21 protein-coding genes are annotated in these 22,747 nt (G+C 57.3%); 14 read left to right on the forward strand and 7 right to left on the reverse strand.

Annotation, left to right across the window (positions count from 1 at the left end; translation table 11 throughout):
- Positions 1-102: 102 nt before the first annotated feature.
- The 10 genes from QMZ18_RS24755 to QMZ18_RS24800 all read left to right on the forward strand — a co-directional run bounded on the left by QMZ18_RS24755 (position 103) and on the right by QMZ18_RS24800 (position 9,594).
- Positions 103-1,365, forward strand: a complete 1,263-nt coding sequence (locus QMZ18_RS24755) for an ABC transporter substrate-binding protein (RefSeq protein ID WP_282609052.1) — start codon at positions 103-105, stop codon at positions 1,363-1,365.
- A gap of 134 nt (positions 1,366-1,499) precedes the next feature.
- A complete protein-coding gene (locus QMZ18_RS24760; protein WP_367575960.1) occupies positions 1,500-2,372 on the forward strand; it encodes a carbohydrate ABC transporter permease in 873 nt (290 codons plus the stop codon).
- Positions 2,369-3,250, forward strand: coding sequence for a carbohydrate ABC transporter permease (locus QMZ18_RS24765; RefSeq protein WP_282609053.1), 882 nt, complete (start codon positions 2,369-2,371; stop codon positions 3,248-3,250). The genes QMZ18_RS24760 and QMZ18_RS24765 overlap by 4 nt, the downstream gene beginning before the upstream one ends.
- A 6-nt stretch (positions 3,251-3,256) precedes the next feature.
- Positions 3,257-4,369 carry an ABC transporter ATP-binding protein gene (locus QMZ18_RS24770; protein ID WP_282609054.1) on the forward strand — a complete coding sequence of 371 codons (1,113 nt, stop codon included), beginning with the start codon at positions 3,257-3,259 and terminating at the stop codon, positions 4,367-4,369.
- Positions 4,370-4,392: 23 nt separating this feature from the next.
- Entirely contained in the window at positions 4,393-5,430 is a 1,038-nt protein-coding gene (locus QMZ18_RS24775) for a Gfo/Idh/MocA family oxidoreductase (RefSeq protein WP_282609055.1), read from the forward strand.
- Complete coding sequence (locus QMZ18_RS24780) at positions 5,427-5,747, forward strand: Dabb family protein (RefSeq protein ID WP_282609056.1); 321 nt, start codon at positions 5,427-5,429, stop codon at positions 5,745-5,747. Before QMZ18_RS24775 ends, QMZ18_RS24780 begins: the two co-directional genes overlap by 4 nt.
- 23 nt (positions 5,748-5,770) lie before the next feature.
- Positions 5,771-6,454 (forward strand): D-lyxose/D-mannose family sugar isomerase, encoded by a 684-nt coding sequence (locus QMZ18_RS24785; protein WP_282609057.1) that lies wholly within the window; start codon positions 5,771-5,773, stop codon positions 6,452-6,454.
- 202 nt (positions 6,455-6,656) lie between these two features.
- Positions 6,657-7,874, forward strand: a complete 1,218-nt coding sequence (locus tag QMZ18_RS24790; protein ID WP_282609058.1) for a winged helix-turn-helix domain-containing protein — start codon at positions 6,657-6,659, stop codon at positions 7,872-7,874.
- A 138-nt stretch (positions 7,875-8,012) separates the two neighbouring features.
- A complete protein-coding gene (locus tag QMZ18_RS24795) occupies positions 8,013-8,672 on the forward strand; it encodes a peroxiredoxin (RefSeq protein ID WP_282609059.1) in 660 nt (219 codons plus the stop codon).
- Between the two features lie 34 nt (positions 8,673-8,706).
- On the forward strand, positions 8,707-9,594 hold the full coding sequence (locus QMZ18_RS24800) for a sulfurtransferase (RefSeq protein ID WP_282609060.1): 888 nt from the start codon (positions 8,707-8,709) through the stop codon (positions 9,592-9,594).
- A gap of 96 nt (positions 9,595-9,690) precedes the next feature.
- Here QMZ18_RS24800 and QMZ18_RS24805 read toward each other — a convergent pair whose 3' ends face one another.
- The 3 genes from QMZ18_RS24805 to QMZ18_RS24815 form a co-directional block, all read right to left on the reverse strand.
- Positions 9,691-10,875 carry a PLP-dependent aspartate aminotransferase family protein gene (locus QMZ18_RS24805; RefSeq protein WP_282609061.1) on the reverse strand — a complete coding sequence of 395 codons (1,185 nt, stop codon included), beginning with the start codon at positions 10,873-10,875 and terminating at the stop codon, positions 9,691-9,693.
- 6 nt (positions 10,876-10,881) lie between these two features.
- The gene (locus QMZ18_RS24810) at positions 10,882-12,264 is read right to left on the reverse strand and encodes a pyridoxal-phosphate dependent enzyme (protein ID WP_282609062.1); all 1,383 of its coding nucleotides are present in this window, start codon (positions 12,262-12,264) and stop codon (positions 10,882-10,884) included.
- A 285-nt stretch (positions 12,265-12,549) separates the two neighbouring features.
- Positions 12,550-14,946 (reverse strand): penicillin acylase family protein, encoded by a 2,397-nt coding sequence (locus QMZ18_RS24815; RefSeq protein ID WP_282609063.1) that lies wholly within the window; start codon positions 14,944-14,946, stop codon positions 12,550-12,552.
- 144 nt (positions 14,947-15,090) lie between these two features.
- Here QMZ18_RS24815 and QMZ18_RS24820 point away from each other — a divergent pair, with 144 nt between their 5' ends.
- Positions 15,091-16,047: a cation diffusion facilitator family transporter gene (locus QMZ18_RS24820; protein WP_282609064.1), complete on the forward strand. Its 957-nt coding sequence runs from the start codon at positions 15,091-15,093 to the stop codon at positions 16,045-16,047.
- Positions 16,048-16,067: 20 nt separating this feature from the next.
- Here QMZ18_RS24820 and QMZ18_RS24825 read toward each other — a convergent pair whose 3' ends face one another.
- On the reverse strand, positions 16,068-16,646 hold the full coding sequence (locus QMZ18_RS24825; protein ID WP_282609065.1) for a helix-turn-helix domain-containing protein: 579 nt from the start codon (positions 16,644-16,646) through the stop codon (positions 16,068-16,070).
- Between the two features lie 130 nt (positions 16,647-16,776).
- Here QMZ18_RS24825 and panE point away from each other — a divergent pair, with 130 nt between their 5' ends.
- Positions 16,777-17,706, forward strand: coding sequence for a 2-dehydropantoate 2-reductase (gene panE, locus QMZ18_RS24830; RefSeq protein WP_282609066.1), 930 nt, complete (start codon positions 16,777-16,779; stop codon positions 17,704-17,706).
- 66 nt (positions 17,707-17,772) lie between these two features.
- On the forward strand, positions 17,773-18,669 hold the full coding sequence (locus QMZ18_RS24835; RefSeq protein ID WP_282609067.1) for a DMT family transporter: 897 nt from the start codon (positions 17,773-17,775) through the stop codon (positions 18,667-18,669).
- A gap of 29 nt (positions 18,670-18,698) precedes the next feature.
- Here the strand turns inward: QMZ18_RS24835 and QMZ18_RS24840 are convergent, their stop codons facing one another.
- Positions 18,699-19,190 carry a GFA family protein gene (locus QMZ18_RS24840; RefSeq protein WP_322097274.1) on the reverse strand — a complete coding sequence of 164 codons (492 nt, stop codon included), beginning with the start codon at positions 19,188-19,190 and terminating at the stop codon, positions 18,699-18,701.
- A gap of 162 nt (positions 19,191-19,352) precedes the next feature.
- On the opposite strand from QMZ18_RS24840, the gene argC reads away from it, so the two are divergent.
- Positions 19,353-20,321, forward strand: coding sequence for an N-acetyl-gamma-glutamyl-phosphate reductase (gene argC, locus QMZ18_RS24845; RefSeq protein WP_282609069.1), 969 nt, complete (start codon positions 19,353-19,355; stop codon positions 20,319-20,321).
- Here the strand turns inward: argC and QMZ18_RS24850 are convergent.
- Positions 20,318-21,835, reverse strand: a complete 1,518-nt coding sequence (locus QMZ18_RS24850) for a malonyl-CoA synthase (RefSeq protein WP_282609070.1) — start codon at positions 21,833-21,835, stop codon at positions 20,318-20,320. The two genes, argC and QMZ18_RS24850, sit on opposite strands and share 4 nt — an antisense overlap.
- Positions 21,836-21,898: 63 nt before the next feature.
- Positions 21,899-22,594 (reverse strand): GntR family transcriptional regulator, encoded by a 696-nt coding sequence (locus tag QMZ18_RS24855; RefSeq protein WP_282609071.1) that lies wholly within the window; start codon positions 22,592-22,594, stop codon positions 21,899-21,901.
- Between the last annotated feature and the right edge of the window lie 153 nt (positions 22,595-22,747).

The raw sequence follows: 22,747 nt of genomic DNA on the forward strand, positions 1-22,747 counted from the left end.
TTGAGGCTATTGACCTGATCGGCCTGTAACGTTACAGATTTCATAAGGCCTGGATTCTTCAAAACTAATCCAGCGCCACGCCGACAATGGGAGGAAGAGAAAATGAAGCGTACCCTATCCAAGCTGGCATGCGGTGTTGCCGTCTGCGCAATCATGACGGGCGCAGGCGTTGCTTCGGCCGCGGACAGCTCGGTCGAAGTACTACACTGGTGGACGTCCGGTGGTGAAGCGAGTGCCTTAAACGTCTTGAAGGAAGATCTCGAGAGTAACGGCGTCAGTTGGAAAGACATGCCGGTTGCCGGTGGCGGTGGCGAACAAGCCATGACAGTGCTGCGCGCAAGAGTCACGGCCGGGAATGCGCCTACAGCGGTTCAGATGCTCGGATTCGATATCCAGGATTGGGCAGCCGAAGGTGCGCTTGCGGACCTGAACTCGGTGGCTGCCAAGGAAGGTTGGGACGACGTGGTTCCAGCTGCGCTGCAGCGTTTTGCCAAGCACGACGGCAAGTGGATCTCAGCGCCGGTGAACGTGCACTCGACCAATTGGGTCTGGGCCAACAAAAAGATCTTCGACGAGTTGGGTATTGCCCAGCCGGCGAGCTGGGACGAGTTGGTTGCCGCACTGGATAAAATCAAAGCAGCTGGCTACACGGCGGTCGCGCATGGTGGCCAGGCCTGGCAGGATGCGACGATTTTCGATGCCGTGGTTATGTCGGTCGGCGGGCCGGACTTGTATAAGAAGGCATTCGTCGATCTTGATCCGGCGGCCCTGGGCTCGGATCAGATGAAAGAAGCCTTTGACCGGATGGCGACACTTCGCTCCTACGTCGATGACAACTTCTCCGGCCGTGACTGGAACCTGGCCTCGGCGATGGTTATCGAAGGCAAAGCCGGTGTTCAGTTCATGGGCGACTGGGCCAAGGGTGAGTTCCTGAAGGCAAACCTGAAGCCCGGCGAGGATTTCCTCTGCTTCCGTTTCCCGGATACGCAGGGAACGGTTACCTTCAACTCTGACCAGTTCGCCATGTTCTCAATCGGCGAAGAGGGAAGGGATGCACAGGTCAAATTAGCCAGCTCGATCATGGCACCTTCGTTCCAATCCGCGTTCAACGTGGTCAAGGGATCAGTTCCGGCGCGAACCGACGTTTCGGACGAAGCCTTTGACGCCTGCGGCAAGAAGGGGATGAAGGAGTTGGCCGAAGCCAATGCATCCGGCAAGCTTTTTGGCTCAATGGCACACGGGCATGCTTCTCCGGCAGCGGTCAAGAACAGCATTTACGATGTTGTCACGGCGCACTTCAACGGAGAGTTTGATTCTGCCGAGGCCGTTGAAGAGCTGGTTTCTGCCGTCGAAGGCGCGCAATAAGCGCACCGGTCCGATAAGGCGATGGATGCCCCGAATGCCGGCATCCATCGCCGCTAAATACCCTATTGTTTGGATAAGCGCTGATGCCGGCAAGGCTGGCGCTTGCCCGAGCGACATCTGAGGTTGCGATCGAGATGATCGAGAGACTCCAGACATATTTGCCTAGGCTCGTGCTTTCACCGAGCTTTGTGCTGATCCTGCTCTTCGTCTATGGCTTCATAGTCTTTACGGGCTATCTCTCTATGTCCGACTCGCGGATGCTGCCGTCGTTTGGGTTCGTCGGGCTGGAGAATTTCGGAAAGCTCTTTAATCTTCGGCATTGGTCGATCGCTCTGAAGAATCTAGCGATCTTTGGCATTCTCTACATCGTTATCTGTACGGTAATCGGCCTTGGCCTCGCGATCCTGCTGGATATGAAGATCCGGGGGGAGGGCGTGCTGCGACCGATCTACCTCTATCCCATGGCCTTGTCTTTCATCGTCACGGGTACCGCTTGGAAGTGGTTTCTGGATCCGGGCATTGGCCTTGAGCATGTGATGCACCTCTGGGGCTGGGAGTCCTTTTCCTTCAACTGGATCAAGAGCCGCGAAATGGCGATCTATACGGTCGTCATTGCCGCGGTCTGGCAATCCTCCGGCTTTGTGATGGCTATGTTCCTCGCGGGCCTGCGCGGGATCGATAACGAGATTCTGAAGGCCGCACAGATCGACGGTGCGTCGAACTGGCAGCTTTACCGGCGCATCGTGATTCCCATGCTGCGCCCGGCCTTTCTTTCGGCATTCGTCGTGCTGGCGCATTTGGCGATCAAGGCATACGACCTCGTGATCGCCCTGACCAACGGCGGACCCGGGCGGGCGACCGAACTGCCCGCGACTTTCATGTATTCCTATAGCTTCACAAGGAACCAGATGGGCATCGGTGCTTCCTCAGCAGTGATCATGCTGATGATGATCGCCTCCATCATTATCCCTTATCTCTACAGCGAGTTGCGGGAGAAAAAATCATGAGCGCCGCGTCGAAAGACACTGCACTGCGGACCGGAGCCATTGCCCGGGCGGTGATCTACTCGGTCCTGATTGTCTTCGCCGTGTTCTATCTGCTCCCGCTCTTTGTAATGCTGGTGAATTCAGTCAAGCCGCTGGATGAGATCCGCCAGGGCAATATGCTGGCCTTTCCGCAGGCCTTTACCATCGAACCCTGGATACAAGCCTGGGGCGAGGCACAGATCGGGGTTCAGCCGACTGGACTCAAGCCCTATTTCGTCAATTCTCTGGTGATGGTGATTCCGGCGGTGGCCATCTCGACTTTTCTGGGGGCGATCAATGGTTACGTTCTGACCAAGTGGCAATTTCCCGGACATCGGATCGTCTTCGGTCTGATGCTCTTCTCCTGCTTTATTCCGTTTCAGATCGTGCTCATCCCCATGGCACGGATCCTGGGACTGCTCGATCTGGCAGGGACGACTTCGGGCTTAGTGCTGGTGCATGTGGTTTACGGCCTGGGCTTTACCACACTGTTCTTCCGGAACTACTACGACGCCTTTCCGACGGAACTGATCCGGGCGGCGACGATCGACGGCGCCGGTTTCTTTCGGATTTTCCGGCGCATTCTTTTGCCCAGTTCCGGGCCGATTATCGTGGTGACCGTCATCTGGCAGTTCACCAACGTGTGGAACGACTTTCTGTTCGGCGCTTCTTTCGCAGACTTTGATAGTCAGCCCATGACGGTCGCGCTGAACAACCTGGTCAGCTCTTCGACCGGTGTGAAGGAATACAACGTTCATTTCGCGGGCGCGATCCTGGCCGCGCTGCCCACTCTCATTGTCTATGTCGTCTCCGGACGTTACTTCGTGCGTGGTCTGATGGCCGGCGCGGTGAAAGGCTGATTTGCTATGGCGTTTCTCGAGATCAATCGTCTGCATAAACAGTACGGTGCCGTCGAAGTCCTCAAGGGTGTGGACATCACGATCGAAGAAGGTGGTTTTCTCGTCCTGGTCGGACCATCCGGCTGTGGTAAGTCGACCCTTCTGAACACCATCGCCGGCCTTGAGGGCATCACCTCGGGGGAGATCTGTATCGACGGCAAGGTGGTGAACGACCTGCACCCTTCCAAACGCGATATTGCCATGGTGTTTCAATCCTACGCGCTCTATCCCTCGATGTCCGTGGGTGAGAACATCGCTTTCGGGCTGGAGATGCGCGGTGTGTCCAAGGCCGATCGGCAAAAAGCGATCGAAGGTGTCGCCGCCATGCTGCAAATCGAACATCTGCTGAAACGGCGCCCGGGGCAGCTTTCCGGCGGTCAGCGTCAGCGGGTTGCCATGGGCCGGGCGCTGGTTCGGGACCCGAAACTCTTCCTCTTCGACGAGCCGCTCTCGAACCTGGATGCCAAGCTGCGCGTCGACATGCGTACCGAGATCAAGCGGCTGCACCAGAAGCTGGGCACGACCATCGTCTATGTGACCCACGACCAGATCGAGGCCATGACCCTGGCAACTCAGATCGCGGTATTGAAGGATGGTGTCCTACAGCAGGTGGGAACACCGGATGAGGTCTACTCCAAGCCAGCAAACATGTTCGTCGCCGACTTTATGGGTTCGCCGACCATGAACCTGATCGATGCTAAGATTGCCAATGGGGACGGCACTCTCGCTGTTGAAATCCCACAACGCGACCGTTCTTTGTCACTGCCTGTACCTCAACCGCCGTCATCCCTGCAGAGTTATAGCGGCAAATCCGTAGTCCTGGGTATCCGACCGGAAGACATAACCGATCTCGACGGCGCGGATCCCAAAGCGGAACACATCGCGCAAGCGCCTTGTAGTGTGGAGGTGGTCGAGCCGACCGGCGCCGATACTTTCGTGGTCACCCAATTGGGCGGCAAGGAAGTGACAGGCCGGATGCGTAACGCCACCGGACTATCGGTCGGCGAAGATGTGCCCTTCGCCTTCAACATGGGCAAGATTCATTTCTTTGACCCGGCGACCGAACTCAGAATCGCCTGACCAAGGTAGAGAGATCAGAATTCATGACGGTACGTGTCGGTTTGATTGGTTACGGCCTTGCAGGCAGTGTTTTTCATGCGCCCTTGTTCCCCGCTGCAGGGCTGGATCTGGTCGCGGTGGTTTCTTCGAGGGTGGATCAGATCAAACACGATCATCCAAATGTGCGGGTCTATGCCACAGCGGTGGAACTGCTGGCCGATGACGGCGTCGATCTGGTTGTGATTGCTGCGCCCAGCGATCAGCATGCGCCTTTGATGCTCGAGGCCTTGACGGCCGGGAAGCACGTGGTTTCGGACAAACCCTTTACCGCAACTGCTGCCGAAGCGGACGCTGTGATCGTGGCTGCTGAGAAGGCGAACCGGATTGCATCCTGTTTTCAGAATCGGCGTTGGGACTCAGACTTTCTCACCCTCTGTAAACTGGTCGCGACCGGGACGCTCGGTGAGATTTACTCCTACCGTGCCCATTTCGAGTTCTTCCGCCCCAATGTGACCGAAGCCTGGCGCGACAAACCGGCACCTGCAACAGGCATTCACTATGACCTTGGAGCTCATTTGATCGATCAGGCGCTCGTCTTGTTCGGCCCGCCCGATTGGATCAGCGCAGATATCACGGTGCAGCGGCCTGGCGGCAGGGTTGAGGACGGATTCCATATCCGCATGGGGAAAGGGAAGAAACGTATCGATCTCTTCGCGGCTTATCTGGCACCGGACTTTTCGACGCGCTTTGCCGTCCATGGTTCTCAAGGATCCTTCGTCAAGCGGTACATGGATGTTCAGGAATCCCAACTGCGCAGCGGATTGACGCCCGCGGATTCTGGATATGGCATCGAACCGGAAGATCACTGGGCAGAGGTCACGACCCTGGTCGATGGCCAGCCTGTGGCACGCCGAGAACCTAGCGTTCCCGGAGCGCATCATCTCTACTATCGCGGCATTCGTGAAGCCATCGAGCGCGGTGCCCGCGCGCCGGTTCTGGCCGAAGAAGCGCGAGAAACGATCCGCATGATCGAGGCCGCGAAACGTTCAAGCGAAGAGGGCCGGAGGATCGAGGTCTCATGATCAGACACTGTGTCTTTGTTCGTTATAAAGCGGAGACGACCGAGGCTTCAAAGCGTGAGATCAATGAAGGACTCGCGAAACTTCAAGATCATCTCGAGGGTTTCCTCGGGATCGAGATTGGCGCGAACGTCAGTCCGGAAGGTCTGGATAAAGGCCACAGTGAAGGATTTATCGTCAACTTCGCAAACGCTGCAGCCCGCGATACCTATCTGAGCGATGCCCAGCATCAGGCGATCGGCGCAAAAATCGTTGCGGCGGCGCAAGGTGGCATCGACGGTATTTTCGTCTTCGATATGGAAGTGACCGGGTCTGAATAAGGCTCGAACTTGGGAATGGAACCATGAAACGTTCTGAAATCAATGAAATCGTCCGTCAGGGACAGTCATTTATTGAATCCTTTGGCTTCGTCCTGCCGCCCTTCGCCCATTGGAGCGTGGACGAATGGGCCGCACGCACGGAAAGCTGTAGAGAAATCTTCCGCGCTGGTCTCGGTTGGGACATCACCGACTACGGCTTGGGGGATTATGGTAAGACCGGTCTCTTCCTCTTCACCGTGCGCAATGGTCGTCAGGAAGATCTGAGCGCCGGCAAAGGCATGCTCTATGCCGAGAAGATCATGATCTCGAAAAAGGATCAGCTCGCGCCGATGCATTATCACGAGGCCAAGGCCGAGGACATCATCAACCGTGGCGGTGGCGACCTGGCGGTAAAGCTCTATCATTCGAACGACGACGGCGAACTGGATCGGGAACGCAAAGTCACAGTCTACACGGACGGCGTCGAACGGACCTTCGCGCCTGGCGACATCCTGCGCCTGAAGCCCGGTGAGAGCGTCACACTGCTGCCGCGAGTCTACCATGCTTTCTGGGGTGAAAAGGACGACGTCTTAGTCGGCGAAGTTTCGACGGTCAACGACGACCACGTCGACAACTACTTCCTCAATCCTATCGGACGCTTCCCCGAGATCGAAGAGGACGAACTGAAACATCGGCTGTTGGTCGGCGATTACGAAGCATTGCAGTAGGTTTCGCCTGCGCCTTCAGACCAACATTCCTGGTCCCTCTCTTTGCGGCTTACAGGCACAGCGATCACGGACACGTGATTGGAATATTCGTATACGTTCAATTAATTCACGAAATGGTAAATGTGTGAGTTAAGTGCGGGATTATTTCGGGTTGTAGCGGATGGCCAGTGCGAAGATGCCTTCGAGGCAAGAGAGCCTCGATTTGACAGAGTCGTCCTTTCACGTGGGTACGTGGCACGTCGATCTGAAAAGCCGCAGTGTGAGTGATGGAACAGAGGTCAAGCGCTTCAGTCCGCGTGCCGGCAGGTTGCTTAAAGTTCTCGCCGCTGCAGGTGGTGAGGTCATTTCAAGAGACGCGCTTTTGGATGCCGTCTGGCCAGAGGTTACCGTAGGCGACGAAAGCCTGACGCAAGCGGTGACCGAGCTGAGACGAATCTTTGATGATCGGCGCGGCCCAGACCGTATTATCCAAACGATCCCGAAGTATGGCTACCGGCTGAACGCACCTGCTCGTTATGGTGCTGCTGATGATGCCTCGCTCCTGATCGATGCCAGTGATTGTTTCGACCTTGAGGCTTACCGGCTCTGCATCGATGCCCGGTCTGCTATGTCGCGCGGCGGTCGGGAAGGCTTCATGGAGCCCGAGCGGCTGGCACTCGCGGCCGTTCAGAGAGCGCCCAAGTTTGCGTTAGGACATGCGGAATATTCGATTTCCCTCTGTTATCGCTGGCTGTATCAGCGCGGTGAACGCGACGGCCTGGTCAAGGCGTTGAGCCACGCCGAAACGGCTCTGAAGCTGCGCCCGGATATGGGTATTTGCTACGCCTCGATGGCCTTCGCGCAAGGCGCGTTCGGAAATGCGGACAGGGTCCGAGCAGCGCTATCGCAAGGCTTGGCGCGCGACCCGAACGACAGCGAACTGCATTATCTGGGCGCCCGCACACTGCTGGCAATGCAGGATTACAGGGCGGCTGCCAGTCTTGCTGAGCGGGCAGCCGTGCTCGATCCAGACGACCTGCGATCGCTCTACCTCGCCGCACGCGTTGCCACGGTTTTCGATCCCGACCGTTGTCGCCGGAACGCAAGAGCCTGCCTGAAGCGTATCCATTCTCATCTCGCCGTCGATCCCACGGAAGCCCGGGCGCTGAATACGTTGGGGCCAATCTATGCACTCCTAGGGGATCACGAGAACTGCCTGCGAGCCTTGAATGCGCAGGAAGGATATCGCTCACCACTTCAGTTCTATGATGTGGTTGCGCTCTCTGAAATTGGCGACCTGGACGGCGCCTCCGAAGCTTTCGAAAAAGTGGTCGATCTGGGTTGGCGGCATAAGGATTGGCTGTTGGCAGAACCGTCACTGGTAGCCTTGAACCAGAACGAGCGATTCCGAAAAGCCGCCCGCGCAATCGGCGCCGGGTAGATCCCACCAGTTTTCAGCAAACCTTCCGAACTCTTTCAGGTCTTTGGCTGCCGCTGCGCGTAAGTCTCGTGGCAGCGGTTCCTGTTGCCTCTCAATTGGGACGGGACCGGAGACCTCAAAGCAACGAAAGGAAGGATTATGACTCTGACGATCGGCGATATGGCAACTGACTTCGAGGCCGAGACGACCAAGGGCCCGATCAGCTTTCACGAATGGATCGGTTCCGATTGGTGCGTTCTTTTTTCTCACCCCAAGGATTTCACGCCGGTTTGCACAACGGAGCTCGGTGCCATGGCGCGGCTTCATCCCGAGTTTACCAAACGCGGAGTCAAGGTGATCGGCCTCAGCGTGGACCCGGTCAAAGCGCATCGAGAATGGGCGGAAGACATCCGGGCTACTCAGGGTGTTACGCCTGACTATCCGTTAATCGCAGACTCCGATCTTGCTGTGGCGAAGCTCTACGGCATGCTGCCGGCTGAAGCTGCAGGTAAGGCGGACGGCCGGACCGCGATGGATAATGCGACGGCACGTTCCGTCTTCGTGATCGATCCCAGCAAGAAGATCATGTTGACGATCACCTATCCCATGACCACCGGGCGGGATTTCAACGAAATTCTGCGCGTGATTGACAGCCTTCAGCTGACTGCCCGGCACAAAGTTGCAACACCGGCCAACTGGCGCCAGGGGGAAGATGTCATCATCGTGCCGTCTGTCTCCGACGAAGACGCCCGCAAAGCCTTTCCGGAAGGCTGGACCGCGCCGCGTCCCTATCTGCGGATCGTGGGACAGCCCAGGTAACTGATTTCAGACAGATTTATAAAAGGACATCGATATGTTCAATTTTCTAAAACGCAGTATATTCTTTGGCGCGATGCTCGGAACGACGTTGGCGACAGCCGCCTGTGCTAATGCCGGCGACTATGCCAACCCCGAACTTCTGATGGGGGCGGACGAACTCGCAATGATGACTGGAAACGGCGTTGCCGAAAAGAAAGTCATTGTGATTGACGTCCGACCGCGAGAGGAATTCGCTGCCGGCCATATTCCCGGCGCGCGGCATCTTGACCCCAATGAAGTTGTTGATTCCGGTTCGCCGATTGAAGGGGCGCTGAAATCCCAGCCAGAGGTCGTGAACATACTAAGTTCGCTCGGGATCAACGCAGATACGCGCGTCGTGTATTACGATGACAAAGCGGGATTCCACGCCGCACGGATGTTCTGGCTTACGGAATATTACGGGCACCGGAAGGTGAGCGTGCTCAATGGTGGGCTTACCGCCTGGACGGCGGCTGGCCACAGCCTTTCAAAAGAGGTCGCGGAACATCAAACTGCGCGTTTCGTCTCCGCTCTGTCGCCCCGCAGATACGCTGCAGCCGACTACATCCTTGAGCGCCAGGACGACGTCCATTCAGTGGTCATCGATGTGCGGCCCATCAAGCTCTATGAGAAGGGCCACATTCCCTGGGCAAAGAATGTGCCGTGGAAGGGCAATCTCACAGACGACGGCTTCTACAAGTCAGCGGCTAGTCTTGCGTCTCACTTCGCAGCGCAGGGCGTGACAGGTAACCGCAACGTGGTCATTCACTGTCAGACCGGGTTGGCCTCGTCCCATAGTTACGTTGCACTGCGACTACTCGGATACCCGAAGGTGAGAGTCTATCACCGATCCTGGGCCGAATGGGGAACCGCTGGTGACCTGCCGATTGAGAAAGGCGCATAGCGAGCGCACCTAGAAAAAGAAGGCGGCCTCTTGGCCGCCTTCTGCGCGCTTGGGTTATATGGAAGCAGCGCTCGCCGCGTGACGAGGGCAGGGGCCTCAAATCAGCGCCTGCTCCAGATCCGCAATCAGATCGTCGACACCCTCGACACCCACCGATAGCCGCACCAGACCGTCGCTGATGCCGAGTGCCTCACGGTTTTCGATTGGGATCGAGGCGTGAGTCATGATGGCCGGATGCTCGACCAGGCTTTCGACACCGCCCAGGCTCTCAGCCAGGGCAAAGATTTCGACTCGCTCCAGGAAGCGGCGGGCGTCGTCCAACCCACCTTTCAGGACCGCCGTCACCATACCTCCATAAGCATGCATCTGGCGCTTGGCGAGATCGTGCTGGGGATGGCTGGCGAGGCCCGGGTAATAGACCTTTTCGATCTTGGGATGGGCCTCGAGGTAATCGGCGATCTTCTGTGCCGAAGAGCAATGGCGTTCCATGCGCAGGGCGAGGGTCTTCAGCCCGCGCAGGGCGAGGAAGGAATCAAATGGCCCTTGAACGGCGCCTACGGCGTTTTGCAGATAGGTCATCTGCTTGATGATTTCGGGACGGTCGCCGACCACCAGCACACCGCCGACCATGTCCGAGTGGCCGTTAAGGTACTTGGTCGCCGAATGCATCACCATGTCGAAGCCCAGTTCGATCGGCCGCTGAACCCACGGCGAGGCAAAGGTGTTATCGCAGACGCAGATAATGCCGCGCTCTCGGGCGAGGGTCGCGATGGCCTCCAGATCAACCAGTTTCAGAAGCGGGTTAGTGGGAGACTCCACCCAGATCATCTTGGTCTCCGCGCGAATTGCCGATTCCAGGGCGGCGAGGTCGGTCATGTCGACGAAGTTGAAATCCAGTCCGGACGAGCGCTTGCGGACATTTTCGAACAGGCGGTAGGAGCCACCATAAAGATCATCCATGGCGATGATGTGGCTGCCGCTGTCCAGAAGCTCGAGCGCGGTACCGATGGCCGCCAGGCCTGAAGCAAAGGCAAACCCCACCGTGCCGCTTTCCAGATCGGCGATGCAGCGCTCGTACGCCATGCGGGTCGGGTTCTGCGAGCGACTGTATTCGTAACCCTTGTGGACGCCCGGGCTCTCCTGAACATAGGTCGAGGTGGCGTAGATTGGCGGCATGATGGCGCCGGTGGAGGGGTCGGGACTTTGCCCAGCGTGAATTACGCGGGTTTCAAAACTTGCCCGATTGGTCTTCGCAGTCGGTTTGTGTGAGCTGTCTGGCATTTTACCCTACTTCAATCTGCGGCGCAGATAGTTCAGAAGATCGATCCGCGTGATAAGTCCCAGGAAGGTGTCGCCTTCGAGTACGATGGCGACCATATCCTTATTGAAAATCGGAAGCAGGGCTTCCATGGACGCGCCGACCTGAACCGTTTCCAGCTTGCTGGTCATGGCTGCGCCGACTTTGTTTTTGAAATGGTCCTCGTTTTCCGAAACCGCCAGCAAAATATCACTTTCGTCGATAATGCCGACCACTCTGCCTGCCTCGTCCAGGACAGGAAGTTGTGAAACGTCATAGAGCTTCATGCGTCCATAGGCCACCAGAAGCATGTCATCAGGGTTGACCAGCACAGTGGCGTGCTTTTCGTGCAGGCGGCTGATCAGGTCGCGCAGGTCGTTGTGCTGCTCGCGCTTGATAAAGCCCTGGTCCAGCATCCAGAAGTCGTTGAACATCTTTGAGAGATACTTGTTGCCGCTGTCGCAGACTAGGGTGACGATCCGTTTTGGTTCGGTCTGGTCGCGGCAGTAGCGCAGGGCGGCCGAGATCAAGGTTCCCGAAGAGGAACCTGCCAGGATGCCTTCTTTCGTAAGAAGTTCGCGAGCGGTCATCAGGGCTTCCTGATCACTGATGGTGTAGGCTGACTTGACGAGCGACAGGTCAGACACCGGCGGGATGAAATCTTCACCTATTCCCTCGACCACCCAGGAACCGACGTCTTCCGAGACGTTTCCGGTATTAATGTATTCAGCCAGTATTGAGCCTTCCGGATCGGCAAGGACCATTTCGGTTTTGGGTGAAGCCTTCGCGAAATAACGTCCCAGTCCCGTAATGGTGCCGCCGGAACCGACGCCGCAGACCATGGCGTCCAGGTCACCATCCATCTGTTCCAGGATCTCCGGTCCGGTTGTCGTCTCGTGGGCGTAGGGATTGGCGGGATTGTCGAATTGGTTGACGAAGATGGCGCCGGTCTCCGCGGCGATGCGCTCGGCCATATCCTGATAATACTCCGGATGGCCTTTGCCGACGTCCGAGCGGGTCAGGATGACTTCGGTGCCCAACGCCTTGAGATGGAAGATTTTTTCCTGCGCCATCTTGTCGGGCACGATCAAAGTGAGTTGATAGCCCTTCTGAGCCGCGACCAATGCCAGACCAAGTCCGGTATTGCCTGCAGTCGCTTCGATCAACTTGCCGCCCGGTTTCAAGCTTCCGTCATTTTCGGCAGCTTCGATCATCGACTTACCGATGCGATCCTTAATCGATCCACCGGGATTCTGGCTTTCGAGCTTTAGGAACAGCCTGCAGGGGCCGGTATCCATGTGCGTCACTTCGATCAGCGGCGTGTTGCCGATCGCGTCCAGAACGCCGCCGAAGACGGGCGCTTGTACTGCCATAGTCGTTTCCCTCGTTCGTCACCGAATTCCTTGGCTCGGTGTGTGGTAAGCCCGATTGTTCCATTTTGAACTATAAAATGAAATCTGTTTCAGCATCTCAGCTGCGTGTGTGGAGAGCATGATACGCGTTTAGCCGGTTCGATCTTATTCTAGAGTAGATCCGGGTTAGACGGAATCGTCATAGGCGAACCGTCGTCCCGGTAAATTTACTCCGACCATGCGATTTAGAACGGATTGTCATGTTTTGACGAACCACTAGGTGGCTCCGACTAAACATGATCCGGTCTAGCGTTTCTCAGGGTTTAGGACGAGTCGATGAGGGGCGTTTATGTTTTTGTCGATTTTCACGTATTTCCCGTCGCGCCAGCGTTCCGTGAAGCTACCGTAATAAGGCGACAGCGGGTTGGCCGATTGTCCCGTTGAGATCATAAAGCGTGAGTTTTCCGGGTCCGACAGATCGTACACGGCCCGATAACCGGCGCCGTGACGGTCGTTGAAGCGTTTGCCGATCGGTCCATTGAAACTGACCCCCGCCCGTTTGACCGTTTCGCTGCCCCCATCGGTTTCAACGCTGATATCAAAAAGGTCGCGGAGGACCGGAATACGGCTGAGGATCGGGTGGGGCAGGGTAGCGCGATGAACATCGCCCCAGCGCCAGGCTGTCATATCCTCGCCAAAGGTTGCGGTGATTTCCTCCAAAGCCCGATCGAGGGAGAGAGCAAGAATGTCCGCGCAGCTTTCGGGCGTCGTGCTGTTTACATCATCGCACCAGTCCAATGCAGGTTCCGATGCGGCCGTGCCGCCGGAGAGCACACGCAGGACCAACTCGGTTTTGGGCCTTCGGAAGCTGCTGAATTCGGGCCCAAGCTCATCCTGCAAAAGCGCGGCATTTAACTTGTTGAGCCAATTGTTGTAGATCAGCGGTTCCGGCCTCATTCGATCCAGTTTGAAGTCCCAGTCCGACAAAAGTGCCAGGGCCTCGCGTGCAGAGTCAGAGCGCGGCATGGTCTTGAGCAACAGCGGCATCAAGCTGCGCGCCGGAACCGACAGGATATCGTTTTGAAGTGCCAGGGACTGCTCGATCGTTCCTTTTGGTGTGACTTGCAGCACCTCTTGTATCCTTGCCGCGCGATATTGGCTCGGCCAGTCAGCCGTGATGAGATGCGGATAGTCGTCGTCGACGATCTTATTGTTCGCAACGACATAGAACCCGCTGGCTGGGTTTTTGCCTTGAGGCAGCTCTTCGAAAGGAACAAAGCCGGTCCAGGTGTAGTCGTCCGTCCAGCCTGGCACAGGCACGCGGCCGTCGCCGCTGGCGCGCAACGGTACGCGCCCGGGCACTACCAGCCCGATTTCGCCGGCCCGGTCGGCATAGACGATGTTCTGCTGTGGCGAATGAAAGAAACGGCTGGCGGCGAGGAATTCCGTCCAGTTGCGGGCCTTATTGAAGCCATGAATTGCCTGTGGGATCAGATCGTCATCCCGTAACGCCGGCCAGGCCAGGGCGAGGGCCGTTTCAGCTTCTGTTCCTGCTGCAGTGGACGCGCTCGCAACTTCCCGCACGCCGGTCATTTCGTCCAATATAGGGCCGTTCCGGCTGCGACGGACCGTCAGTACGACGTCTTCTTCATCGCGCACCTTGATCACCTCTTCCCGGGTTTTGAACGCAATTGAACCTTGTGGAGTGATGTAGTGAGACGGGTTCTCCGGATCGAATTTTTCGACGAAGAGGTCCTGGGTGTCGCTGTGAGTTGTTGTGAATCCCCAGGCAACGTTGTCGTTCTGTCCGAGCACAACAAAAGGCACACCCGGTGCCGAGGCTCCGCGCAGCCGGCCGTTCGGCGTCTGTATATCGACCAGGTACCAGAGACCTGGAGCATCCAACGAAAGATGAGGGTCATTGGCGAGGATCGGCTTGCCGGAGGTTGTTTTCGCGCCGGAGAGCACCCAGGAGTTAGAGGCGTCTTTTGGCGCCAGGGCCCAGGGCAAACTGCCCAGAGGATCTAGCGCGGCCTTGCGGTCGAGACCAGCCAGCGCCACCGGCGCATCTGCGGGATAATCTGGCCAGAGGGCGCGGATCTGTTCCGGTTTCAAAATTTCACCCAACCGGGCGCGCAGCAACTCGCTGCGCCAGTTGCCCGAAAGCTGGATCGCCATAAGCCGGCCCCAGACCAGCGAGTCCGCGGGCTTCCAGGGCTCGGGACTGTAGCGCAGCAGATAAAATTCAAGCGGCCAGGCGCCTTTGGCGGTTTCGATATAGGCATTGACGCCGGCGGTGTAGGCGTCAATCGCTGTTCTGACCTCTGGTGAGAGCTTGCCGTAACTTGCTTCCGCCAGTGTGTAAATGCCGAGGGTTCGCATGATCTTGTCGATACGAAGCGTCGCACCTCCCACTACTTCCGACAGGCGTCCAGCGCCGCTCCGACGCATGAAATCCATCTGCCAAAGACGATCCTGAGCGTGGAGATAGCCGAGTGCCCGGTAGGCATCCAGGTCAGATTGCGCTACGATCCTGACAACACCGTCATTATCTCGTGAAACCACCACCTGCCTATCGAGTCCGGCGAGCGTCGCCTCGCCATCCAATTGGGGCAGGGAGGTTCTTAGCCAGAAGAAGCCACCGGCTGCGACGATGAGAATCAAGCCAAGACCCCACAGGCCATAACGCAAAGCCCGCTTCATGCGGTGTTCTCCCACAATGCTGCTTTTCCTGCAGCCGGCACGGCAGCTGCTTTACTCGCGAAAATTCGACGTAATGCCATTTGGACCAAAGCTTGCTATGACTCTCTGAACGTTGTTTTTAGATGAACAGATGGATTCGCGCGCATGGCGGCTCAAGGGTCTAAGAAGGTTATATACGCGGCTTTGGCCGGAAACTCACTGATTGCGATCACGAAATTCACGGCTGCGACCTTCACCGGGTCTTCCGCGATGTTCAGTGAAGCGATCCATTCCTCTGTCGACACAGGCAATCAAGCGTTACTGCTCTACGGGATGCGCCGGGCCGAACGGCCTTCGGACGCACGGCATCCTTTTGGTTACAGCAAGGAAATTTATTTCTGGGCCTTTGTGGTCGCGATCCTGATCTTTGCCGTAGGGGCCGGCGTTTCGTTTTACGAGGGTGTGGAAAAGACCCTGCATCCGCACCCGGTGTCTGACGTCTACATTAATTATCTGGTGTTGTGCGCCGCCATCCTGTTCGAAGGGGCCGCCTGGTACATTGCCTTCAAGGAATTCAAGCGCGGGGTCGGGCGCCGTTCGATGCTGCGCGCGCTGCTACACAGCAAGGACCCTTCGATCTTTACCGTGCTGCTCGAAGATACCGCAGCCATGCTCGGTTTGATCGTGGCGCTGATCGGGATCTTCCTGGCCGACTATCTGAACATGCCGGTTCTGGACGGCGTTGCCTCCATGACGATCGGTGTGGTTCTGGCGCTTGCCGCCGTGGTCCTGGCTTATGAAACCAAAGGCCTTCTGATCGGGGAAAGCGCCGATGAGGATATCGTTGCTGCGATCCGAACGAAGCTTGGCGGAATTAAGGAGATCACGGGCATCAACGAAATTCTGACCATGCACATGGGGCCCGCCGACGTTTTGGTCAACATCAGCATCGACTTTGCCAACACTGTAACTGCTGACCAGATTGAGGGTACGATCTCGGAGCTGGAGAGTCAGATCAAAGCCGATCACACCGAGATCAAACGGATCTTTATCGAGATCCAGTCACGCCAGGGCCATGCACGAAACCTGCAGGCCGCGGAACCAGAGCAACTTAAGGAATAGTGGGCCGGTTCAGCCTAGGTTTATTTCCGCAGGCCCGAGCTGTCGATGACGATGAAGAAGGTTGTTTCCTCATCGCCCGGGTTCTCGAATTCATGGGCAACATCGGCGTGATAGTAAAGACTGTCACCGGCCTCCAGGTCATACGCGGCATCGCCCAGATGGACGAGCAGGCGGCCTCCTGCGACGTAGAGATGCTCGTCAACACCCTGCTTATGGCCGACGGCAAGTTCGCTGCGCGATTTGGCGGCAAGTTTGTTCAGCACGAAATCCACGCCTCTGGCGGGGAAGATCGGTGAAAGACAGCGGCGTTGGAAGCTGCCGTCATCGCTTTTGAACAGGGGTTGCTCGGATTTGCGCATGACAATGACTTCACGCTTTTCCTGAACACCCATGAGCTGCGAAAGGCTGACATCCAAGGCTTCTGCCAGGCGTCCTAGTGTGTTGGCAGTCGGGCTGGTTTCGCCGCGCTCGATCTTGGAGATCATGGATTTGCTGACCTCGGCCTTGCCTGCCAGGGCTTCCAGGCTCAGACCTTGTTCGCTTCGCAGGCGCCGGATCGAGTCCGCGATCGGGGCATCCAGGCTTTGTGATCTTGTCATGAGCGCGGTGATATTCCTTCGGGAAATTGCGGATTTCGTGCGTGATCGAGTTAACATGTCGGCGTTGCTTGACAGGCGTTGAATATCTAATAAAGTGGAATTAATCTACTATATTATACGGAAGCTGTCGATGCGAATCCTGGTGTTGGGTGCCGGTGGAACCGGTGGGTACTTTGGCGGCCGTCTCGCGGAAGGAGGCGCAGATGTGACTTTCCTCGTTCGTGCGCGACGGGCAGAAGAGCTAGGAAAAGAGGGGCTGCGGATTGAGAGTCCCTTTGGCAATGCCGAACTTCAGGTCAAAAGCCTGAGGTCGGATCAGATCGATGCGCCTTACGATTTGATCTTGCTGAGCTGTAAGGCTTATCACCTGGAGCAGGCGTTGGAGGACATCGCGCCCGCGGTGGGTGAGGGGAGCCTTATTCTGCCGTTGCTGAATGGTATGGCGCACATCGATCGGCTGGTCGACCGTTTTGGCAACGACAAGGTTTTGGGCGGTCTCTGCCATCTTGCGGTGACCCTGACTGGCGACGGACTGGTCAAACACATGAGCAAACTGCATCGAGTAACTTTCGGTGAACTCGATGGGACCCGAAGCGAACGCTGCGAGGCTGTTGCGGCGCTGCTCGAGCCGGCCGGTTTCGACAGTAAACTGAGCGAACGAATCCGCGTGGATCTCTGGAAGAAGTGGGCACTGCTGACAACGCTGGCGGGCATGACCTGCTTGATGCGGAGTGGTATGGACGCCGTCGTCGAAACTAAACGCGGGGCAGGCTATACCCGGGCCATGCTTGAAGAGTGTGTCGCCGTTGCTGATGCTGAAGGTTTCGCGCTAGGTCAGAAGTTTCTCGACGACACCTACGGTTTCCTCACGAACAAGAGCGCGGTCCAGAAGTCTTCCATGCTGAGAGACATGGAGAACGGTGCGGAGGTCGAGGCTGATCATATCGTCGGCGACATGGTGTCGCGCGGAGATAATAACGGAATCGACACGCCGATGCTCGATATGGCTTACTGCCATCTGCAGGCCTATGTCGCGTCCCGCGTTTCGGGCGATGGTTGAGATTAATGCTCGGTTAAGCGGGATTGAGCGCGGGTCAGCGGCACTCCCTTAGAACTGGAAGATGAAGTGAAAGACGCGCGCTCCCGCGATGCCGAAGGCCTGCTCTATGGTCTGCTCGGCGTTCTGATTTTCGGCTTAACCCTGCCGACCACGAGAATTGCGGTCGCTGAACTCGATCCGATCTTCGTCGGTCTCGGCCGCGCAGTGCCTGCTGCGCTTTGTGCCGGGGTTCTGCTTCTCGTCACGCGCACAAGAGTGCCCGCGCGAAAACACTGGGCAAATCTGGCTATCACCTCCGGCGGAATTGTGTTCGGCTTTCCTGTCTTCGCGACCGTCGCCATGCAGACGGTTCCGGCGGCGCACGGCGGCGTGGTTCTGGCTGTGCTGCCGCTGGCGACGGCAATGGCCGGGTCGATGTTTGGCGGTGAACGTCCTTCCATTGCCTTTTGGCTTTTCAGTCTTGCCGGCGCCGCTCTCGTCTTCGCTTTCGTGGTGCTTCGTGGCGGTGGCTTTGGCGGCGTCGAGTTCGGTGATTTGTTGCTCGTGATCGCAGTTGTCTGTGCTGCCGTCGGCTATGCAAAAGGTGGTGTCCTGGCGCGTGATCTGGGGGGATGGCAGGTAATCTGCTGGGCACTTGTAATTGCCATACCCTTCCTTTCGTTGCTTGTCCTACTGACTGCAGGTCCTGTGAACTGGGATGCGAGCATGACGGCCTGGAGCGGTTTTCTCTACGTTGCCTTCTTCAGCCAGTTTCTGGGTTTCTTCGCCTGGAACCATGGTCTGGCTCTTGGCGGGATCGCCCGTGTCGGGCAGTTGCAGTTGGTGCAACCTTTCGTCACTCTTCTCGCTTCGGTACTCCTGCTCTCGGAACAGGTCGGCTGGATCGAGGTTGTCTTCGCTCTGGCTGTGGTCGCGACAGTGATGGCCGGTCGGCGGACTCAGGTGACACGCAAAGCAGCGTGATGGGTGCACGCGAACGGACTGTAGGTGAGTTACTCCTTCACCAAACCCATCCGTTTATGCCAAGCCGCCAGCGACTCATCTGGATAGGCTGGAAAGCTGCCGTCGCCTTTCGATTTCTCCACCGGCACCCAGGATGCCTTGAAGTCCAACATGATGTGATTATGCGTCGGGGCCACGGGAAGCTCGCTGTCTATTGTTGACGCGAAGGGATGCACCAGATCGGACCAGCGTGGGTCCCAAACCCAAAGGGCCGTGCCGCAGAGACCACAAAAGCTGCGTTCGGCGGGACTCTTGGTGGCTTTTCCGGTTTCCGGATCTTCGTTGATTGCCTGATAGACGCGGATATTCTCCTTGCCTTCAATACCGAGGCTTTCGAAGTCGGCACCCAGGTTTATCGCATATCCGCCGCCGCCGCCGGTTTTGCGGCAGATTGTACAGTAACAGCGCATATAGGGTGCTGGATGCGGGCAATCGACGGTGAAGGTCACCGCTTTACAATGGCACGAGCCTTCCAGATGCATGATCAACCTTCCAGTTGCTGTTCCGACGCGGGGCTTAAACCCTACCTTAGAATGTGCACAGAAACCGCATGCATAGCGGCCATTCGGCCAAAAAACTTGCTATCCGTCACGGCCTGTACGACAACTTCGTGAGAATTTCATCTGTAAGAAGGAGGCGGCCCGATGGGCGCGCGGGTATTTATTGACGGTGAGGCAGGTACGACCGGGTTGCAGATCCGGGCGCGGCTGCAGGAACGGAGTTCAATCGAACTGCTGAGTCTCGACGATTCGCAGCGAAAGGATCCCGTCCACCGCGCACGCCTGCTGAACAGCGCCGATCTGGTAGTACTCTGTCTGCCTGATGCGGCTGCACGCGAAGCCGTTAGTCTTCTGGAAAACCCTGATGTACGGGTGATCGACGCCAGCACGGCCCACCGGACCGACGCGAACTGGGTCTTCGGTTTTCCCGAACTCGATGCAGGACAGGAAGAGCGGGTGTCCAAGGCACGCTTCGTCAGTAACCCGGGTTGTTATTCGACGGGGGCGATTGCCCTGATCCAACCGCTGATCGAGTCCGGACTGCTGCCCGCGGATAGTGCGCTCACCATCAACGGGGTCTCGGGCTACAGTGGCGGCGGCCGCAGCATGATCGAGGCTTATGAAGATGAGGCTTCGCCCAATTTCGTCACCCGGACCTACCACAGTTATGGCCTGGGGTTACATCATAAGCACGTGCCGGAAATTGTCGTGCGCTCCGGGCTGACCCAGCGGCCGATCTTCGTGCCCAGCGTCGGGCGCTACCGTCAGGGGATGCTGGTTCAGGTGCCCCTGCAACTCGGTGCTTTGCCGGGTAAACCATCGGTGGCCGCGGTTCATTCCGCGTTGACTGCGCATTACGCAGGTCAGCGGTTCGTTTCGGTGGCGGGCCTTGAGGAGGCGTCGGCGGCACAGGGCATGCTCGATCCTGAGGCCCTGAACGGCACTAACGACATGCGGTTGTATGTATTTGGTGACGAGGATTTAGAGCAGGCGGTGCTGATCGCCCAACTCGACAATCTCGGCAAAGGTGCTTCGGGTGCAGCGGTGCAAAACCTCAACATCATGCTGGGCCTGACCGCTGACGAGGGGCTTGCCGCGCGCGCGGCGGCTTAGGCGTTAAAGCTGTCCTTGTAGGTTTCCCGCAGGACGTTTTTCTGGACTTTGCCCATTGAGTTGCGGGGCAGTTCGTCGAGGAAGACGACTCTCTTCGGCACCTTGAAGTTAGCGAGATCGTTTTTGACCGCATCGATGATGCCCTGGGCATTCAGAGCCGCGCTGTTCTTGCAGGTAACGACGGCCATTACAGCTTCGCCGAAGTCCGGGTGAGGCAGGCCTATGACAGCGGATTCCCCAACTCCTTCAATAGCGTCGACGCAAAGCTCGATTTCCTTCGGATAGACGTTGAAGCCGCCGGAGATGATCAGGTCTTTGGCGCGGCCGACGATATGTACATAGCCGCGCTCGTCGATTTTGGCGACATCACCAGTAATGAAGAAACCGTCCTGACGGAATTCAGAGGCGGTCTTTTCCGGCATGCGCCAATAGCCCCGAAAGACGTTCGGACCCTTAACCTCAAGAACGCCGGTCTCGTTGGCGCCCAGAATATGGCCTTCGTCATCTGCGACCCGTACTTCGACATCAGGCAGAGGAAAGCCGACCGTGCCCGCGCGGCGTTCGCCGTCCAGCGGGTTCGAGGTGTTCATGTTGGTTTCGGTCATGCCGTAGCGCTCTAAGATCGTGTGGCCCGTGCGCGCCTGAAACTCTCCGAAGGTTTCTTCCAGCAGGGGGGCGGAACCGGAGATGAAGAGACGCATTTTGCTGCAGACTTCGGCAGTAAAGCGCACATCTGTCAGAAGGCGCGTGTAAAAGGTCGGTACCCCCATCATAACGGTAGCGCGTGGCATAAGTTCGATCATCTTGTCGGCATCGAACTTATTCAGGAACAGGATTTTACCGCCATTTAACAGTACGCAGTTGGTGGCGACGAAAAGACCATGTGTGTGAAAGATCGGCAAAGCATGCAGCAGTACGTCGTTTGGCTGAAAACCCCAGAGCTTGTGAAGAGTTTCGGTGTTGGAGGCCAGGTTTCGGTGACTCAACATGGCGCCCTTTGAGCGTCCTGTGGTGCCGGAGGTATAGAGGATGGCTGCAACATCATCGGCTTGGGAGTCGATACAGCCGACCTCCGGATCCAAGTCTTTGCTGTGCTCAATCAGCGTGCCGTCGACTTGCTGTCCCAGGGTGAGCACCTGGCCGACACCGGCACTTTTGGCAATCGGCGTTATTGCGGTTTCGCTCGCCGGACGGCAAACCACAAGCTTCGGCTCTGCATCGCCGAGAAAGTAAGAGACTTCGGATTCTTTGTAGGCGGTGTTCAGAGGCAGATAGATCGCACCGATCCGAACACAAGCCAGATAGAGAAAGATGGCTTCGGGCGATTTTTCGACCTGAACCGCCACCCGGTCACCTTTTTCGACGCCGAGATCTGACATTAGGCGTGCAATGCGGCCTGAGATGGCAACAAGATCGGAGTAGCTGTAGAGCGTCGCGTCAGCCGTCTCAATAAAGGTCCGGGAAAGGTCTTTCGGGAAGTGGCTAGAAAGTCGGCTGTAGAGGTTCTGGTTCATCGCTTCATTCTCAATGGAGCTTCTGCAAGAAGCTCTTGGTCGGGTCCTGGATTAATTTAAACCTTACCCAGTCCGCGCCCGTTCGACCGGAACCTGAACATAAGATGGCGGTAGAGAAGAAACCAGATCGGAAAAGACGTCGCCCTGAATGCTCACGTGGCCGCGCATGCGTTTCGTGGCTTCTTCAGACTCACCAGCGAGAACGGCTTCGACCACGGAGGCGTGTTCTTCCAACGATTTTCGAATGCGCCCTGGATGGTGCAGTTGAAAACGCCGGTAGGGGGAAAGGCGGTTGCGGGTGTTGGACGTCATGTTTTCGAGAAATTCGTTGTGGGCGCCGGCGTAGAGGGTCTCATGGAAAACCCGGTTTTCTTCATAATAGGCATCCACGTTGCCTTCCTTGGCTATAGCCGCACAACGTCGGTGACTTTCTTCGAGCTGTTGGCGTTCATCAGGTGTCATACGACGCGCAGCCAGGCCGGCACAGAGTGCTTCCAATTCTGCCATCACCTCGAACATCTGTAACAGTTCCTGAACCGTGACTGCCGCCACGACCGCGCCTTGCCGGGGCCGCAGTTCGACCAACTTTGCGGTCGCCAACTGTTGGAGTGCTTCCCGTACCGGCGTACGCGACACAGAGAAACGGGCGGCCAGCTTGGTTTCGTCCAGCCGGTCGCCGGGCGACAGCTCGCCTGCAAGGATTTCGCCTTCGAGGCGGCGGCGCAGATCGTCAGCGAGCCGGGTTGGTTCTTGTTTCATGGATCAGGTGTACCGCATCCAAATTCCTGTTTCAAGAATACACAAAGTTAATTCTTGTATACAAGACTGGACTCTAAAATCGGACCGGGATAGGCTCGCAACCAGAAACAAGATGAATGCGGCCTGGTTTTGAGGCCGCAAAAAGGGAGGAAA

The sequence above is a fragment of the Pelagibius sp. Alg239-R121 genome (genome assembly GCF_947331435.1).
Taxonomy (GTDB): domain Bacteria; phylum Pseudomonadota; class Alphaproteobacteria; order Kiloniellales; family Kiloniellaceae; genus Denitrobaculum.

Excerpts from the sequence above, each read along its gene's own strand:
- QMZ18_RS24795 (WP_282609059.1), top strand. The coding sequence starts at position 8,013 with ATGACTCTGACGATCGGCGATATGGCAACTGACTTCGAGGCCGAGACG.
- QMZ18_RS24825 (WP_282609065.1), bottom strand. The coding sequence starts at position 16,646 with ATGACAAGATCACAAAGCCTGGATGCCCCGATCGCGGACTCGATCCGG.
- QMZ18_RS24820 (WP_282609064.1), top strand. The coding sequence starts at position 15,091 with ATGGCGGCTCAAGGGTCTAAGAAGGTTATATACGCGGCTTTGGCCGGA.
- QMZ18_RS24760 (WP_367575960.1), top strand. The coding sequence starts at position 1,500 with ATGATCGAGAGACTCCAGACATATTTGCCTAGGCTCGTGCTTTCACCG.
- QMZ18_RS24805 (WP_282609061.1), bottom strand. The coding sequence starts at position 10,875 with ATGCCAGACAGCTCACACAAACCGACTGCGAAGACCAATCGGGCAAGT.
- QMZ18_RS24855 (WP_282609071.1), bottom strand. The coding sequence starts at position 22,594 with ATGAAACAAGAACCAACCCGGCTCGCTGACGATCTGCGCCGCCGCCTC.
- panE (WP_282609066.1), top strand. The coding sequence starts at position 16,777 with ATGCGAATCCTGGTGTTGGGTGCCGGTGGAACCGGTGGGTACTTTGGC.
- QMZ18_RS24785 (WP_282609057.1), top strand. The coding sequence starts at position 5,771 with ATGAAACGTTCTGAAATCAATGAAATCGTCCGTCAGGGACAGTCATTT.
- QMZ18_RS24840 (WP_322097274.1), bottom strand. The coding sequence starts at position 19,190 with ATGCATCTGGAAGGCTCGTGCCATTGTAAAGCGGTGACCTTCACCGTC.
- argC (WP_282609069.1), top strand. The coding sequence starts at position 19,353 with ATGGGCGCGCGGGTATTTATTGACGGTGAGGCAGGTACGACCGGGTTG.
- QMZ18_RS24800 (WP_282609060.1), top strand. The coding sequence starts at position 8,707 with ATGTTCAATTTTCTAAAACGCAGTATATTCTTTGGCGCGATGCTCGGA.
- QMZ18_RS24775 (WP_282609055.1), top strand. The coding sequence starts at position 4,393 with ATGACGGTACGTGTCGGTTTGATTGGTTACGGCCTTGCAGGCAGTGTT.
- QMZ18_RS24770 (WP_282609054.1), top strand. The coding sequence starts at position 3,257 with ATGGCGTTTCTCGAGATCAATCGTCTGCATAAACAGTACGGTGCCGTC.
- QMZ18_RS24850 (WP_282609070.1), bottom strand. The coding sequence starts at position 21,835 with ATGAACCAGAACCTCTACAGCCGACTTTCTAGCCACTTCCCGAAAGAC.
- QMZ18_RS24810 (WP_282609062.1), bottom strand. The coding sequence starts at position 12,264 with ATGGCAGTACAAGCGCCCGTCTTCGGCGGCGTTCTGGACGCGATCGGC.
- QMZ18_RS24780 (WP_282609056.1), top strand. The coding sequence starts at position 5,427 with ATGATCAGACACTGTGTCTTTGTTCGTTATAAAGCGGAGACGACCGAG.
- QMZ18_RS24815 (WP_282609063.1), bottom strand. The coding sequence starts at position 14,946 with ATGAAGCGGGCTTTGCGTTATGGCCTGTGGGGTCTTGGCTTGATTCTC.
- QMZ18_RS24765 (WP_282609053.1), top strand. The coding sequence starts at position 2,369 with ATGAGCGCCGCGTCGAAAGACACTGCACTGCGGACCGGAGCCATTGCC.
- QMZ18_RS24755 (WP_282609052.1), top strand. The coding sequence starts at position 103 with ATGAAGCGTACCCTATCCAAGCTGGCATGCGGTGTTGCCGTCTGCGCA.